This window comes from Haemophilus parainfluenzae (assembly GCF_014931415.1).
In the GTDB taxonomy this organism is placed as follows: Bacteria; Pseudomonadota; Gammaproteobacteria; order Enterobacterales; family Pasteurellaceae; genus Haemophilus_D; species Haemophilus_D parainfluenzae_AF.
This window is the reverse complement of sequence record NZ_CP063121.1, coordinates 1,664,754-1,680,585: the sequence shown is the minus strand read 5'-3', so window position 1 is coordinate 1,680,585 and position 15,832 is coordinate 1,664,754. Positions and strand designations below refer to the sequence as shown.

Sequence of the window (15,832 nt, the reverse complement as noted above, 5' to 3'; positions counted from 1 at the left end):
ATAGGCTTTTTATTTCTTGTTAAAATGATTCAGCTAAAATTTAAAGTGTTATATACTACACTTGTTTTATTATAAAGCTTATGTGTTAAACAATAAAAAGAGGAAGTTAGAGTGCATGGAAAGCTTTAATTTTTATTCAGGTATTAATTCGGATTTGGTATTAGACTCTGAGCAGTTGTTAATAAGTCAAGTTGTAGGAAATCGTAATATTCGTTGGCTTTGCCATTTTACTCCTCGTGAAAATCTAGAAAGTATTAAAAAGAATGGTCTTAAAACAAGAGATTTATTGTTTAGTTGGGAGAATACTTTTACAGATTTGTCTAGATTTGATCAGTATAGTAATGCTATTTGTTTATCTATAAGTAAACCAAATAAATGGATGTTTAACCGTAAGGTTGAGCAGGGGTTTGATCTTTGTTTATTACTAATTAGTCCAGAGGTATTGTACAGAAAAAATTGCCTTTTCTACCCCCATAATGCAGCAACCGCGAGTTACAAAAATATTGATATAAAACAGATTAAAGGCGAATTAGCATTAGAAAAAATGTTTGCTGACTCTGTTTCTTTCCAGAAATCTCAATGTTTCCCATCAACAATTGAACGTCATTCCTCTTTAGAATATTGTGAAACTACATCAGATCAAGCTGAAGTTCAATGTCTAGAAAATATAGAACCAGAGTTTATCATCCATATTTTTGAAGATAATATTCCTTTAACTTACGAAGATATAAAAAATAGATTAGAAAATGATTCTGCGATATATAATCAGGATTTTGATTTTATCTTAGGGCATGATTTCACTGATATCGGTTTAGATTTAGATGGGGATAAGTTTAATTGTTCTGCATCATTGTTGGAAAATGTTGAAAATATTGTCGATAACAATAAAAACAAACTTAAAAAATCGTTACGAGAGCTTGCGGAGGAAAACCTTGCAGCTCTTGAAACTATTGAAACTACAGGAGGATATAAATCCGATAAAAACTCTCTCTCTGATTATCTAACTGAATTTAAAGAATATAAAATTACTTTGGGAATTGATAATGATGGTGATTGTGATTGGGCAATATCTCATGCTAGAAAACTTCTATCTGACATTAGAGAGTTGAGTGATGATGAAGAACGCAGTAAAAGACTTGAACGGATTAAGTTAATAAATGAGGCAATAATTAAGTATCAAAATAAATGTCTTAAGGAACTTGGGCTCCCTACTATTTCAGAGAATAACTCGATAATATCTCCTTGTAAAAATGTTGAACAAGAGGTAAACAATTCAATAATAAAAACATCAAATAGTGATAGATGTTTAGTCTTTCTAATCATTATAATTATTTTTATTTTTATAGTATTTTATAGGTAAGTTATGCGGAAAAATATTGGTAAAACAGCAAGGCCTATTTTTATTCCATTGCGAGAGAATATAGGGGTTATTGAGAAGAATATTGAATTTGATTGGCATATGGGGATGAGTTCTGAAGTACGAAAACGCTCGATTCATAGTCTGCATCAAGAAGCTAAAAAGCAAGGTTTTAATAAAATTTTAGAAGCATCAAGTAAATCAGAACAACAAATTGGTATTCAGTTGAGTGCTTTCTTTTTAAAAAATACCACAAATTATCCGGTTGAAAATCTTTTTCAGAGTAGTAAGGTATTTGAAAATGGGGGACCTTATCGAGATCTTTTGACAGTAACGCCTAGAGAGGCGAAAAAAGACAGTAGATTAAAAGAAAGTGGCAATATGATTAAATTTAGCTTTAATAATAAAGATTTTCCATTAGAGCCGAAAAGTCTTTTTTACGATTGGTTATATTTGAATGTGCTCTTTTCTGATCGTAATTCAGATCTACGTGAGGAACTTTTTGATAATCATTTTGATGCTTTTAGTGATATTGAGTTTAATCCCAATAAGTCTTTTAGTTGTCAAGCAAGAACATTAGCTTTATGTGTGTCACTTTATGAGAATGAAAGTGTGAAAGATTTTATTCAGGATCCTATTGGATTTGCACAGGAGTTTGAGCTATATAGACGAAAAATTAAAGAGGATGAAAATAGTCAGCTTGGTTTAGGTTTTTAGCATCTATACCTAACTACTAAAAGCAACTTTAAGGGAGTTTGTATAAGCAGTGAAATATAAGTTGTAGCGTGTTAGTATAAATAGCTATGACAGATTTTAGTGGGATGAAATTTATTATGGGAATAATTATTACCGTTGATGGCCCAAGTGGTGCAGGGAAAGGAACACTTTGTTACGCATTGGCAGAAAAGTTAGGTTTTACCTTATTAGATAGTGGCGCCATTTATCGCGTGACAGCATTGGCTGCACTGAAACGTCATGCAGACTTAACCAATGAAGAAGGATTAGCGGAGTTAGCACGTCATTTAGATATTCAGTTCATTCCAAAGAATGGAGAAGTCAATGTGCTTCTTGGTGGGATGGATGTGAGTCATTTGATCCGTACGCAAGAAGTGGCAGAAGCCGCTTCAAAAGTGGCGGTTTTCCCTAAAGTGCGGTCAGCTTTACTGCAACTTCAGCAGGATTTTGGTAAAAATGATGGCCTGATTGCGGATGGGCGAGATATGGGAACCGTGGTTTTCCCAAATGCACAAGTTAAACTGTTTTTAGATGCAAGTGCGGAAGAACGTGCAAAAAGACGCTATAAACAGTTGCAAAATAAGGGAATTAATGGTAACTTTGCACAGATTTTAGCCGAAATACAAGAACGTGATTTTCGTGATAGAAATCGTGAGGTTGCGCCATTGAAACCGGCTGACGATGCTTTATTGTTAGATAGTACAACATTGAGTATTGATGAGGTCATTGCTCAAGCGTTGGATTATATTCAACAAAAAGCGTCAATTTCGATTTAACTGTTTATTCAAGGAAGAATAGACATTTATCCTCAACCCCGCATTTTATGGATCTTAATGTGGATGTTATTAACTTAAATTAAGAAGATTATTTATATGTCAGAATCTTTTGCTCAACTCTTTGAAGAATCATTAAAAGGCCTTGAAACCCGTCAAGGTTCAATCGTTAGCGGTACTGTTGTTGCTATTCAAAAAGGCTTTGTACTTGTTGATGCAGGCTTAAAATCTGAATCTGCAATTCCTGTTGCTGAATTCCAAAACGCTCAAGGTGAACTTGAAGTTAAAGTTGGCGACACAGTAAACGTAGCTTTAGATGCAGTTGAAGATGGTTACGGCGAAACTAAACTTTCTCGTGAGAAAGCAGTTCGTCACGAATCTTGGATTGAATTAGAAAAAGCTTACGAAGATAAAGCGACCGTTATCGGTTTAATCAACGGTAAAGTGAAAGGCGGTTTCACAGTTGAGTTAAACGGTGTTCGTGCATTCTTACCAGGTTCATTAGTTGATACACGTCCTGCACGTGAAGCTGATCACCTACTTGGTAAAGAATTAGAATTCAAAGTAATCAAATTAGATCAAAAACGTAACAACGTTGTTGTTTCTCGTCGTGCAGTGATCGAATCTGAAAACAGCCAAGAACGTGAACAAATCCTTGAGAACCTAGCTGAAGGTTCAGAAGTTAAAGGTATCGTTAAAAACTTAACTGACTACGGTGCATTCGTAGATCTAGGTGGCGTTGACGGTTTATTACACATCACTGATATGGCTTGGAAACGTGTTAAACACCCAAGCGAAATCGTGAATGTAGGCGACGAAGTAACTGTTAAAGTATTAAAATTTGACAAAGATCGTACTCGCGTATCTTTAGGCTTAAAACAATTAGGTCAAGATCCTTGGGTTGCTATCGCTGAAAACCACCCAGTAAACAGCAAATTAACTGGTAAAGTAACTAACTTAACAGACTACGGCTGTTTCGTTGAAATCTTAGATGGTGTTGAAGGTTTAGTTCACGTTTCTGAAATGGATTGGACTAACAAAAACATTCACCCATCTAAAGTTGTAAGCTTAGGCGATACAGTTGAAGTTATGGTATTAGAAGTTGACGAAGAACGTCGTCGTATTTCTTTAGGTTTAAAACAATGCAAACCTAACCCATGGACTCAATTTGCTGAAACTCACAACAAAGGCGACAAAGTTACTGGTAAAATTAAATCAATCACTGATTTCGGTATTTTCATCGGTCTTGAAGGTGGTATCGACGGTTTAGTTCACTTATCTGACATTTCTTGGAATGTTGCAGGTGAAGAAGCAGTTCGTAACTACAAAAAAGGTGATGAAGTATCTGCAGTAGTATTAGCAGTAGATGCAGTGAAAGAACGAATTTCTTTAGGTATCAAACAACTTGAAGATGATCCATTCAACAACTTCGTAGCAAACAACAAAAAAGGTGCAGTAGTTTCTGCAACTGTTGTTGAAGCTGACGCTAAAGGTGCTAAAGTTGAATTAGCAGGTGGCGTTGAAGGTTATATCCGTGCAGCAGACTTAACAAACGAAGTGGCAGCAGGTGATGTAGTTGAAGCGAAATACACAGGTGTTGATCGTAAAGCACGTATCGTTCACTTATCTGTAAAAGCGAAAGATCAAGCTGAAGAAGCAGCTGCAGTTGCAAACGTGAATAACAAACAAGAAGATGTTGCTATTCCAAACGCAATGGCTGAAGCTTTCAAAGCGGCTAAAGGTGAATAATTAATTCACATAAATAGGGCTGGGTCATTGACTCAGCCTTATTATTACCAGCTATAATTAACAAGGATTTAGCGGTAATTTATTATGAACTAATGCATTACCTGTAAGTCTTAATAATAAGTTTAAGTATAAATTTAAAGGAGAGTTGACGATGACGAAATCTGAACTAATTGAAAATCTATCAACAAAGCACCCAACTTTATCCGCAAAAGAAGTAGAAGGTATTGTAAAGGATATTCTTGAACTCATTGCACAATCTTTAGAAGAGGGTAATCGTATTGAAGTTCGTGGTTTTGGTAGCTTCTCTTTACACCATCGTCAACCACGAGTTGGCCGTAATCCTAAAACCGGTGATTCTGTAAAATTAGATGCGAAATCTGTACCGCACTTTAAAGCGGGGAAAGAATTAAAAGATCGCGTAAATGTTTTTGCTTAAACATTCAATCGATATCAATAAAACGACACTTAGGTGTCGTTTTTTATTACAAATTTTGGCATAATGAACCTATTCTTAACAAAGGAGATTGTGATGATTAAATATATTCTTGGGCTCATTATTGTATTGGCTATCGTACTTGTTGCGGTAACTATAGGGGCAAATAATGATCAAGTAATCACCTTTAACTACATTGTTGCTGAAAGCCAATTCCAACTTTCAACATTAGTTGCCATTTTATTTGGTTTTGGATTAATTTTAGGTTGGTTAATTACAGGATTTTTCTACTTAAAATTAAAATTCAAAAATATGTCGTTAGCGCGTCAAGTTAAACGTCAAACATTACAAATTAACGAATTAACGACTACTCGCGATAAGGCAGTATAATGCTTGAATTACTCTTTCTGCTTCTGCCAATAGCCGCCGCTTATGGTTGGTATATGGGGCATCGGAGTGCCAAGAAAGATCAGGAAGATATGAGTAATAAACTCTCCCGTGATTATGTCACGGGGGTCAATTTTTTGCTTTCTAATCAAACGGATAAGGCCGTTGATTTGTTTCTTGATATGTTGCAAAAACAAGAAACAGAAAATGAAATTGAAAGCAACTCTCAATTTGAAGCTGAGCTAACGCTCGGTAACCTTTTCCGTTCTCGAGGCGAGGTGGATCGTGCTTTACGCATTCATCAAGCACTCGATCGTAGTCCCAATTATTCTTTCGAACAAAAATTATTAGCTAAACAGCAACTCGCTAAGGATTTCATGACGGTGGGTTTTTATGACCGTGCTGAAGCGCTTTACATTATTATGGTGGATGAACCAGAGTTTGCTGAAAATGCACTGCAACAGCTTTTGGTGATTTACCAAAAAACAAAAGAATGGAAAAAAGCCGTTAATATCGCAGAGAAGCTTGCCAAGATCTCACCCAAAGAAAATAATGTGGAATTAGCACAATGTTATTGTGAATATGCCTTAAGTGGTGAGCTTGAAAGTGCGGTTGAAAAACGTAGTATTTTACAAAAAGCGTTGAATGTATCTCCAACCAGTGTGAGAGCATCAATGCTTCTTGCTGATTTAGAAATGGCAGATAAAAACTACCGTCAAGCCATTCATTTTTTGGAGAATATTCTTAATCAAAATCCAATTTACATTGGAGAAGTGTTGAAAACACTCAAATATTGTTATGATGAATTAGGAGAGAGAGATAACTTTGAGTTATTCTTGATTCGAGCCAGCCAGCAGATTAACGATACGAAAGTAGATTTAATGTTAGTAAGCGTGATTGAAGAGAAAGATGGCAAGAGTGCAGCGCAATCAAAGCTTTATCAACAACTCACAAAACATCCAAGTACCTCTATTTTCCACCGTTTTATTCAATTCCAAATTGATGATGCTGAGGAAGGGCGAGGTAAAGAGAGCTTAATTTTGCTACATAAAATGGTGGGTGAGAGAATTAAGCAGGGCTTTGGTTATCGTTGCTCAAATTGCGGTTATCAAACCCATAAATTAATGTGGAATTGTCCTTCTTGCAAACAGTGGGAAACCATCAAACCTGAACATAATTAATTGACACAGTGAGGTAAAATTATGAATAGCAAAGTAATTGTTGCATTGGATTACGAAACGGAAGCACAAGCGTTATCCCTCGTGGATCAAATTGATCCAAGCTTATGCCGTTTAAAAGTGGGTAAAGAAATGTTTACTACACTGGGAACCAGTTTCGTTAAGCAATTACATGAGCGTCAATTTGATGTTTTCCTCGACCTAAAATTTCATGATATTCCGAATACTGTGGCAAGAGCTGTGCGTTCTGCGGCTGATTTAGGGGTATGGATGGTTGATGTCCATGCTAGCGGTGGTCTGAAAATGATGGAAGAGGCAAAGAAAATTCTTGAACCTTATGGAAAAGATGCGCCTCTATTAATTGCTGTAACGGTATTGACCAGTATGGAAGATTTGGATTTATTACAAATCGGTATTAACTCTTCACCGCTTGAACATGTTTTACGTCTTGCGCATTTAACACAGCGTGCGGGATTAGATGGAGTTGTTTGTTCACCACAAGAAGTGGAGATTTTACGTAATACTTGTGGTCCTGATTTTAAATTAGTCACACCGGGGATTCGTCCAATTGGAAGTGATTTTGGTGATCAACGCCGCGTTATGACTCCTGCTGCGGCTATTCGTTCTGGTTCTGATTATTTGGTGATTGGTCGCCCAATAACTCAAGCTGACAATCCAGCAGAAGTGCTTCGTTCAATTAATGCATCAATTGAGTAATATGACTGAGAGTACTTTAGTATATTCTACCGAAGTTGGTCGAATTAAAGAGCAAAAGCAGCCGGTACAACGCCCTAAGGGTGATGGTGTGGTTCGCATCCAAAAACAGACCAGTGGTCGAAAAGGTGCGGGCGTCTCAGTGATTACTGGGCTAGATTTATCCGATGATGAATTAAAAAAATTAGCCGCTGAACTTAAAAAACGTTGTGGTTGTGGTGGTTCAGTTAAAGACGGCAATATTGAGATTCAAGGCGAAAAACGCGATTTACTTAAACAACTTTTAGAACAAAAAGGGTTTAAAGTAAAATTAGCTGGTGGTTAAGAGATAAGACAAAAAATCCATCTTCAATTGAAGATGGATTTTTTCATAATTAGCCTTCCATAAAGTTTGGTTGGTAAGCAAAGAACATTGCACCTAAGAAACTTAACAAGGCAAATGCCAGAAATGCACTGTTTGGATTGACCGCTTTACGACTAAAATATTTAGCCGAGAAGAAGATATAAAGCACAAGCATGATGATTTTCATGACCAGCCAGCTTTGTAACTGGTAACCGACCAAGAAGAAAATCGTTAAGCCGCTAGCAATTAAAAGTGTATCAACTAAGTGCGGTAAAATTTTTAGCAGTTTAATCGCTCGCCAATTTTTCCCACTTAATTGCATTCCCCCACGGATTAGCAATAATCCTAAACTTAAAAATGCACAAACAATGTGCAAATAAACTAACATAATCACTCCAGATGTAAAAGGAAAGTGCGGCCAAAAGTGAGCGCACTTTAATTTCTTATTTTGCAATACGCTTATATTTAATACGATGTGGTTGTGTTGCGGCTTCACCTAAGGTTTTCTTTTTCCACTCTTCGTAGTCAGAGAAGTTACCTTCATAGAAAGTCACTTTACCTTCATCACCGTAATCTAAAATATGAGTTGCAATACGGTCTAAGAACCAACGGTCATGGGAAATTACCATTGCACAACCAGGGAATTCTAAGATCGCATTTTCTAACGCACGTAAGGTTTCAACGTCTAAATCATTGGTCGGTTCGTCCAATAACAGCACGTTACCACCACGTTGTAGAAGTTTAGCTAAGTGTAAACGACCACGCTCACCACCTGATAATTCGCCCACTCGTTTTTGTTGATCTACGCCTTTGAAGTTAAATCGTCCAACATACGCACGGCTTGGAATTTCAAAGTTACCAATAGTGAGAACATCTTGTCCGTTAGACACTTCTTCCCAAACGGTTTTCTTGTCATCCATTGAATCACGGAATTGATCCACAGAAGCAAGCACAACGGTTTCACCCATTGTAATTGAGCCGCTATCGGGTTGTTCTTGACCTGAAAGCATACGGAATAGGGTAGATTTACCTGCACCGTTCGCTCCGATAATACCCACAATAGCACCTTTTGGAATGCTGAATGATAAATCATCAATTAAAGTGCGATCACCGTAAGATTTAGTGAGATGTTCTACCTCAATCACTTTATCACCTAAACGTGGACCAGGTGGAATAAAGAGTTCGTTAGTCTCGTTACGTTTTTGGTATTCGCCAGAGTTCAACTCATCAAAGCGTGCCATACGAGCTTTACTTTTCGCTTGACGACCTTTAGGGTTTTGGCGTACCCATTCTAATTCTTTCGCAATCGATTTTTGACGCGCATTTTCAGCAGCTTGTTCTTGCTCTAAGCGTTTCTCTTTTTGCTCTAACCAAGAAGAGTAGTTACCTTCCCAAGGAATACCTTCACCACGGTCAAGCTCTAAGATCCAACCTGCTACGTTATCTAAGAAGTAACGGTCGTGGGTAATTGCCACAACAGTACCTTCGTAGTCATGTAAGAAGCGTTCTAACCATGCCACAGATTCCGCATCTAAGTGGTTGGTTGGTTCGTCTAATAAGAGCATGTCTGGTTTTTCGAGCAATAAACGACAAAGCGCCACACGACGACGTTCACCACCAGATAAATGTTCGATTTTGGCATCCCAATCCGGTAAACGTAATGCATCTGCAGCACGCTCTAATTGGTTATCTAAATTATGTCCATCGTGTGCTTGAATAATCGCTTCAAGGTTTGCTTGTTCTGCGGCTAGTTTATCGAAATCCGCATCAGGATCCGCATAAAGTGCATAAACTTCATCTAAACGAGTCAGTGCATTTTTTACTTCAGAAACAGCTTCTTCTACCGCTTCACGGACAGTTTGTTGCGGATCAAGTTTTGGTTCCTGTGGAAGATAACCAATTTTAATACCTGGTTGTGGACGCGCTTCACCTTCGAACTCTTTATCCACGCCAGCCATAATGCGTAAAAGAGTTGATTTACCCGCACCATTTAAGCCGAGCACCCCGATTTTGGCACCAGGGAAGAAGCTTAAAGAAATATCTTTCAAAATATGACGCTTCGGTGGCACCACTTTGCCGACACGGTGCATCGTATATACAAATTGCGTTGACATAATTTTCTCGATGTTATGAATAAAAGTGCGGTTATTTTACTTGATGTTTAGGGAATAAGCTATTTGAAAGGCAAAAAAAACCACCCATACAGGGTGGTAGGAAAGTAGTTTAGCTATATTTATGATTATTTTATTTAGGAACTTTATGAATATCAAGCAATCACTTGACGAAACAGATAGTACATAAATTTCAGTTATAAGGGAAATGCGAATGAATCATTTTTTGATAAAAATCAATAAAATCATGGGATTTTTTACTTTTAGACTGATTTTTATTCGATTTTGATTGGGAACTGCTTGTGATAAAATCTGTCTATTCAATCATTTAGCCACTCTTTTTTCTTATTTATGTTTAAAAAATTACCTCTTGGATTATTGCTGATTTCGCCTTTTTCAGCACTAGCGCATCCCCACGCATTCATTGATATGCAAACGAAACCCTTAGTGAAAGATAATCAATTAATTGGTTTCTCGACGCAGTGGTTACTGGATGAAGCCAGTTCTTCAGCTGTCCTGTATGATGTGAAGCAGGCAAAAGGGGATAAGGCTGCCCAACAGAAATTAGTTGATGAAGTCATGGCGAACGTTGTGAATGAACATTACTTTAGCTATGTCTTTGATAAAGAAAATCATAAAATTAAATATAAAAAACAGCCTGAAAATTATGGTATGCGTGTGAAAGGGAATGAGGTGGAATATTATTTTGATTTTCTTTTGGCACAGCCACAGGCTTTGCAAAATAACGAATTTACGCTGATGACTTATGACAGTACCTATTATGTGGCAATGCGTTATGCTGAAATAGGTAAAAGAGCGGTTGATTTTTCAGCACTTCCTGCAAACTGCAAAGGAGAAGTGCTAGAACCTAATGTCGATGAAAAAATTAAATCCTACGCTTCATCATTGGATAAATCTCAAAAAAATGAAGATGATTCTCTTGGTGTATTGTTTGCGCAGAAAGTAAAAATTAAGTGTGAATAAAAATGAAGTTAAAACTGACCGCACTTTTTATTGGTTTATTAGCGATTATCTTCGCATTATTACCTTGGCTGTTTGTGCAAGTTGCTGATTGGCAAAAAGCCTTTAATCAGTTGATTTCTGAAAATCTCCATCAGATTCAAGCACATTCATCAACGGCAGGATTGTGGTTGATTTTTGCCGCCTTTTCTTATGGTGTATTACATGCATTAGGGCCGGGGCATGGCAAATTTATTATCGCTAGTTATCTTTCTACGCACGAAAGCCAACTTAAGACCAGCGTACGCTTAAGCTTGCTTTCCTCTCTTATGCAAGGTTTTGTCGCCGTTGCTGCAACCTCCATTGTGGTGGTGATACTTAATCTTTCCTCTAAATATTTTAAACTTAGCCAGTTATGGCTGGAGCGTAGCGCTCTAATTTTATTAGTGTTATTAGGGATTTATTGGATTGCTCAAGGTCTGAAAGGCTTAAAGAAAAAACAATCTTTTCGTATTACATCGATCCAATCATTACCAAAACAGATTGGAACAGCTTCGCCTTTTCGATATGAGCAAGGAAAAGTAAGCCAAACACAGTGTAGCTGTGGGCATCAACATCTACCGAATAATCAACAGCTTAAGCAATCAGGTGATTTAAAATCTCAGCTCTTAGTGATTTTGACTATTGGTATGCGACCGTGTAGTGGCGCTATTTTTGTGCTCTTTCTCGCTTATATGCTGGATCTTTATTGGTGGGGAATTGTAGCTACGTTTGCCATGTCTCTGGGCACAGGATTAATGCTTTCACTTTTTGCTGCGTTAGTACGCTATGCGAGAAATGTTGCAACGCGATTAGGCCATTGGTATGGTTTAACTGGTTCTAATCAAAAAGGTGAGGCAATGATCAAATGCATTGCGGGCGCAATTATGATCTTTTTTGCACTAAGCTTGTTATATGGCACGATGGAGGCTGTAACAGGTGGCGCAGCCTTGTTTGGAGGGTAAAGAAAAGGGCAGCGTTTGCTGCCCATTTATTTGAAAATAGATTATTCAACCCAAGTAACGATTTCTTCAATTGGTCTACGTGATTTTTTAGTAATGTCTCTCGCACGATAACCAAATGTTGCTGCCACAGATACGCCCCATTCATTTGGATCAAAGAGACCTTCAGCGGTTAAAGTTTCATTCATTTTATCGTAGTTAAAGCCTTCAATAGGGCAAGAATCTACACCGATAGCGGCGGCACCAGTGAGCATATTGGCTAATGCAATGTAGGTTTGTTTGCTTGTCCAGTCAAATAATGCACGCTCGCTTTCTGCGGTTTTCATTTCAACTTCTTGTAAGCCTTTATATTTTGCCAAGGCTTTTTCTAACTGCTCACCTTGTAAACCTCTACGCACCGCTACATCACGGAAGAAAGGCGTGTCATAGCGTGCATTTTTCTTCGCAAGAATGATCACTAAATGGCTACAATCATCTAATTGATATTGCATACCCCAGCTAAAAGGTTTGAGTTTATCGCGTAATGCTTTATTTTGAATCACTAAGAACTTCCATGGCTCAGAGCCGACAGAGCTTGGTGATAAACGAGCAAATTCTAAAATTGCCGCGAAATCTTCTTGGCTAATTTTTTTATTCGGATCGTAATAACGTGTGGAGCAGCGATTTTCGAATACCTGAAGCATTTGTTCGCGTGTAATTTGACTCATGTTTTCTTCCTCTTAACATTATCTAATTTGTGATCTTTCGACTGCACTTTAGCGCTCTTTCCAATATCCAATCCACTCTTTGAGTAATTGCATATTTTTCGTAATCGCACCACCTTGTGGAATAAAATGCATCATATTGAGTCCATAACTGTCAGGCGTAATGCCTTCACCTACACTTGCAGGTAACACATCAAAACCTTGTTGTTGGAACAATAATTTTGCACGTTGCATATGCCATTCATTGGTGACTAAAATAATTTTGTGAATACCTTCTTTTTCCAACATTTGTTTGGTGAAAAGGGCATTTTCTTTGGTAGTAAGAGCTTTAGGTTCAATCCATTTAGTTGGCACATTAAAGAAGTTTTTGAGTTCTTCCGCAGCGATTTTTGCTTCAATGGCGCCAGTTGGACTCGCCCCTGTAATTAATAATGGCAAGTGCGTTTCTTTTTGCAAGAATGCGGCATAGCGTAAGCGTTCAAGTTGAATACCTGTTGAAGCTAATGGTGCATAAAGCTCTTTGCTATCACGTAAACCACCGCCAAGTAAAACGATCGCTTGAGCTTGTTGATAATCTTGCAGTGTTAAATGATCTTCAGTAATGAGACTGTCTTTAAGTACTTGTGCCGTGTAAGGAATGCTTAAAAGATAGAGTAGAGAGAAACCAAGTGCGGTCGAAATTCGGCTTAATTTTTTGAAATTGAATTTAGCTAGAATAAGTGAAAGTCCCCATAAAATTAAAATATTAAATGGGGGAAGAATCATGGCTGTAATCAGTTTTTTCAATTCAAACATTATTTATCCAATTCAACAAAATCTAGCTCTTTGGTCCATAATTTGGCATAGCTACTATTTTTACCATAAGAGTTATCGCAAACACGATTTGGAATTTCTAACAAGCAAGAGAAAATATGACCATGTAAGCGAGTTGTGGTGACTTTATCATTCGCTAAGAATACTTGTGCAACACGTTTTACAATGCGTTGAGTATAGGCATACCAAAACTGATGGCAAAGATCTTTCAGCCAACCCAGACCAAATTTATTGGCTATTTTACTCATTCGCCAGCTTACTGCTAAAACAACATCGTCTTCTGTTGAAAGAATATCTTCCCAGTCTTTTACATCGCTGTTAGCAGGCAGTTGAGCAAGGATATTTTTCTCGATATCACTCGCTTCAATATCTTTACGTAGGAAGTAAAGTTGCTCACCAGTTTTGCCTTGTTTCGTTTCCATGGTTCCATAAAGCTGATGAGCCATGTCCGGTGACAAATAAACATGATTTGAAAATTGTGCAAATAGATTCGCTGTTCTTTCGTCACGAGCCAGTAGATGGCAATCACTGTGGCTACGGAAAAGTGCGGCTGATTTTTGCAGATTTTCTTCGTGTTTAAAATAAGCAGTTTGTGGCAGCACAATAATTCGATTATTCGGGAAATGCGTCACCATTTCTTCACGGATCTTTTGGTGCTGCGGATAAAGATCGCCAAAGTTACCGCCACCATGTAAAAGGATGGTGGTGTTTGGTGTAATTTTCGCTTTAACTTCTTCAAGATCTAAATCGTATTCACAGCGTTTTAAGGCCACATTAATGTGGTGATCTTTAAAAAATTGCTCAGTTCCGTGATAAATCAATAAATCGCCCACGTTCAAATGAAGCGGGTAGTCGAAATAAAATACGTCGTTTTTATCTTTGATCAGTTCAACAATAGGATTCAGTTTGTTTTTTAAATCAATAAGGAGTTGATTCATTTTTTTACTCTTTTCTTTAAATAGCTAAACAAGAAATTTTTTTCTGCTGTGTTTAATCCGAAGATTAAAATGACACAGATTAATACCATTTCTAAAATGATGGATTGTCCAATAAATTCCAATAAAGAATAACTGCGGGTGGTATCTGATATATAGATGATACCTAATAGCAGGCCAAACACCACGCCCACATTCACTAAATATGAGACAAATTCTTTGTGGTTAAATTTAATTTTTTTATTAATAAAATATAATCGATAGATTTGTGAGATGACCATCGTACTAAATTTACCCACAAAGGCAAATACTGGATTATAACCTAGTGTGAACAAATAATAAGCCAAAGGCACCGTACAAAGATCGATTAATGCTACGATGATATTGTATTGTTTTACGGTGGATGTGCCAATGGCTAATGCACTCATCCAAAATGCCCCAGCCATCGCACTGATTAATAAGCAAGCAATAATAGCTTGTACAAGCTGTTCAGTATATTGCGGAAGATGATCACCTAACCAAAATGTCAGTAAGGTATGGGTGAAATACAATACAGGTGCAGAGAGAATCGCCATTAAATAAAGTGAATATTTTGAAATACCAAGAATTAATTGGCGATTGCGATCGTAATCTTTTGCTGCATAAGACTGCACTAACTGCGGATTAGCCGCCATTTGGAAATTATTCACAAAGCTATAAACGGCACCTTCTACCTGTGTCGCAATGGCAACAGCGGCGTTGACTGCCACACCAAAGAATAAGTTTGATACCATATTCAAGCCTTGTGTTGAACCCACATAGGCAACTTGTCCCATGAGCATCCAACCGGAAAAACTTACCATTTCTTTGGTTTTGCTTAAATCTTTATATAAGCGGAAACGTGCGGCTTCTTTGAAATAATATTTAGTGAATAACACATAAAGGGAGAGCACAATTAAGCTGACTGAAAGCAATAAGCAGCCATAAGTAATCAACTTATCGTAATGTGTGATGTGGCTTAAGATAAAGACAGAAGTCAGTTTTAAGATGGTTTCACCTAATCCCAACCAAGCATAGAATCCCATTTTCTCGTGTGCAACAATCATGGCATTGAATGGCACCTTGATGATTTCAACAAGGGCAATAATTAATGCTAATTGGTAAACGATATTTGCGGCTTGCAAGCGTTCAGCGGGGATCACCAATTTGTGATTTAAAAACCATAAACCGACGGTTTCAGCTAAAACGAATACGATAAAAATAATGAGTAGGTGATTTAAGATGCTAATATTAAAGACTTTATTAACGCGTTGAATGTCATTCGAGGCTTTTTCTACGTTAATAAAACGCTGTGTAGTGGCGGTCATTGTGCCATTAAAAAAGGAAAATAAGACCACAACCCCCATCACAATGTTGTAGATACCAAAATCTTCCACACCCAATACCTGTAATACTACACGAGAGATATATAGCATCGCCCCCATATTGAAGAGCATTCGGATATAAAGAAATAGCGTATTTTTAGCAATGGTTTTATTTGACATTGTGAAAATGAAATTAAAAAAGTTGGGGGAATTATAGGGGGGATTGGGGTGTGTAGCAAGCCTTGAGAGACTTCTTATAAGTTCAATTGTATTTAGTAAAAAAAGAAAAGGCTAAA

17 protein-coding genes are annotated in these 15,832 nt (G+C 37.3%); 11 read left to right on the top strand and 6 right to left on the bottom strand.

Features of this window, described 5'->3' with window-relative positions; genetic code table 11:
• Positions 1 to 115 precede the first annotated feature (115 nt).
• From INP93_RS08210 to yciH, 9 genes are all read left to right on the top strand, one after another.
• Positions 116 to 1,360, top strand: a complete 1,245-nt coding sequence (locus tag INP93_RS08210) for a DarT ssDNA thymidine ADP-ribosyltransferase family protein (RefSeq protein WP_197544638.1) — start codon at positions 116 to 118, stop codon at positions 1,358 to 1,360.
• Between the two features lie 3 nt (positions 1,361 to 1,363).
• Positions 1,364 to 2,074, top strand: coding sequence for a DarT1-associated NADAR antitoxin family protein (locus INP93_RS08205; protein ID WP_197544637.1), 711 nt, complete (start codon positions 1,364 to 1,366; stop codon positions 2,072 to 2,074).
• A 116-nt stretch (positions 2,075 to 2,190) separates the two neighbouring features.
• Positions 2,191 to 2,868: a (d)CMP kinase gene (gene cmk, locus INP93_RS08200; protein ID WP_197544636.1), complete on the top strand. Its 678-nt coding sequence runs from the start codon at positions 2,191 to 2,193 to the stop codon at positions 2,866 to 2,868.
• Positions 2,869 to 2,964: 96 nt separating this feature from the next.
• A complete protein-coding gene (gene rpsA / locus INP93_RS08195) occupies positions 2,965 to 4,614 on the top strand; it encodes a 30S ribosomal protein S1 (protein WP_197544635.1) in 1,650 nt (549 codons plus the stop codon).
• A gap of 151 nt (positions 4,615 to 4,765) precedes the next feature.
• Complete coding sequence (locus tag INP93_RS08190; protein WP_005695916.1) at positions 4,766 to 5,050, top strand: integration host factor subunit beta; 285 nt, start codon at positions 4,766 to 4,768, stop codon at positions 5,048 to 5,050.
• A 93-nt stretch (positions 5,051 to 5,143) separates the two neighbouring features.
• Entirely contained in the window at positions 5,144 to 5,437 is a 294-nt protein-coding gene (locus tag INP93_RS08185; protein WP_005699471.1) for a LapA family protein, read from the top strand.
• The gene (gene lapB, locus INP93_RS08180) at positions 5,437 to 6,615 is read left to right on the top strand and encodes a lipopolysaccharide assembly protein LapB (RefSeq protein WP_197544634.1); all 1,179 of its coding nucleotides are present in this window, start codon (positions 5,437 to 5,439) and stop codon (positions 6,613 to 6,615) included. Before INP93_RS08185 ends, lapB begins: the two co-directional genes overlap by 1 nt.
• Positions 6,616 to 6,636: 21 nt before the next feature.
• A complete protein-coding gene (pyrF, locus tag INP93_RS08175) occupies positions 6,637 to 7,329 on the top strand; it encodes an orotidine-5'-phosphate decarboxylase (RefSeq protein WP_197544633.1) in 693 nt (230 codons plus the stop codon).
• Position 7,330: 1 nt separating this feature from the next.
• Positions 7,331 to 7,651: a stress response translation initiation inhibitor YciH gene (gene yciH / locus INP93_RS08170; protein WP_049367529.1), complete on the top strand. Its 321-nt coding sequence runs from the start codon at positions 7,331 to 7,333 to the stop codon at positions 7,649 to 7,651.
• Positions 7,652 to 7,700: 49 nt separating this feature from the next.
• Here the strand turns inward: yciH and INP93_RS08165 are convergent, their stop codons facing one another.
• Both INP93_RS08165 and ettA read right to left on the bottom strand, forming a co-directional pair.
• On the bottom strand, positions 7,701 to 8,057 hold the full coding sequence (locus INP93_RS08165) for a SirB2 family protein (protein WP_197544632.1): 357 nt from the start codon (positions 8,055 to 8,057) through the stop codon (positions 7,701 to 7,703).
• Between the two features lie 55 nt (positions 8,058 to 8,112).
• The gene (gene ettA, locus INP93_RS08160; RefSeq protein ID WP_007242265.1) at positions 8,113 to 9,783 is read right to left on the bottom strand and encodes an energy-dependent translational throttle protein EttA; all 1,671 of its coding nucleotides are present in this window, start codon (positions 9,781 to 9,783) and stop codon (positions 8,113 to 8,115) included.
• A 348-nt stretch (positions 9,784 to 10,131) separates the two neighbouring features.
• Between ettA and zevA the strand changes: the two genes are divergently transcribed.
• Both zevA and zevB read left to right on the top strand, forming a co-directional pair.
• Positions 10,132 to 10,764, top strand: coding sequence for a zinc transporter binding subunit ZevA (gene zevA / locus INP93_RS08155; RefSeq protein ID WP_197544631.1), 633 nt, complete (start codon positions 10,132 to 10,134; stop codon positions 10,762 to 10,764).
• A gap of 2 nt (positions 10,765 to 10,766) precedes the next feature.
• Complete coding sequence (gene zevB / locus INP93_RS08150) at positions 10,767 to 11,744, top strand: zinc transporter permease subunit ZevB (RefSeq protein WP_197544630.1); 978 nt, start codon at positions 10,767 to 10,769, stop codon at positions 11,742 to 11,744.
• 41 nt (positions 11,745 to 11,785) lie between these two features.
• Here zevB and INP93_RS08145 read toward each other — a convergent pair whose 3' ends face one another.
• The 4 genes from INP93_RS08145 to INP93_RS08130 are packed head-to-tail and all read right to left on the bottom strand — an operon-like array spanning position 11,786 to position 15,716.
• A complete protein-coding gene (locus INP93_RS08145; RefSeq protein WP_070775440.1) occupies positions 11,786 to 12,448 on the bottom strand; it encodes an NAD(P)H-dependent oxidoreductase in 663 nt (220 codons plus the stop codon).
• Positions 12,449 to 12,496: 48 nt separating this feature from the next.
• Positions 12,497 to 13,240, bottom strand: a complete 744-nt coding sequence (locus INP93_RS08140; RefSeq protein WP_049365880.1) for a YdcF family protein — start codon at positions 13,238 to 13,240, stop codon at positions 12,497 to 12,499.
• Positions 13,240 to 14,196 carry a polysaccharide pyruvyl transferase family protein gene (locus INP93_RS08135; protein ID WP_197544629.1) on the bottom strand — a complete coding sequence of 319 codons (957 nt, stop codon included), beginning with the start codon at positions 14,194 to 14,196 and terminating at the stop codon, positions 13,240 to 13,242. Before INP93_RS08135 ends, INP93_RS08140 begins: the two co-directional genes overlap by 1 nt.
• Positions 14,193 to 15,716, bottom strand: a complete 1,524-nt coding sequence (locus INP93_RS08130) for a lipopolysaccharide biosynthesis protein (RefSeq protein WP_049355769.1) — start codon at positions 15,714 to 15,716, stop codon at positions 14,193 to 14,195. The genes INP93_RS08135 and INP93_RS08130 overlap by 4 nt, the downstream gene beginning before the upstream one ends.
• Positions 15,717 to 15,832 lie beyond the last annotated feature (116 nt).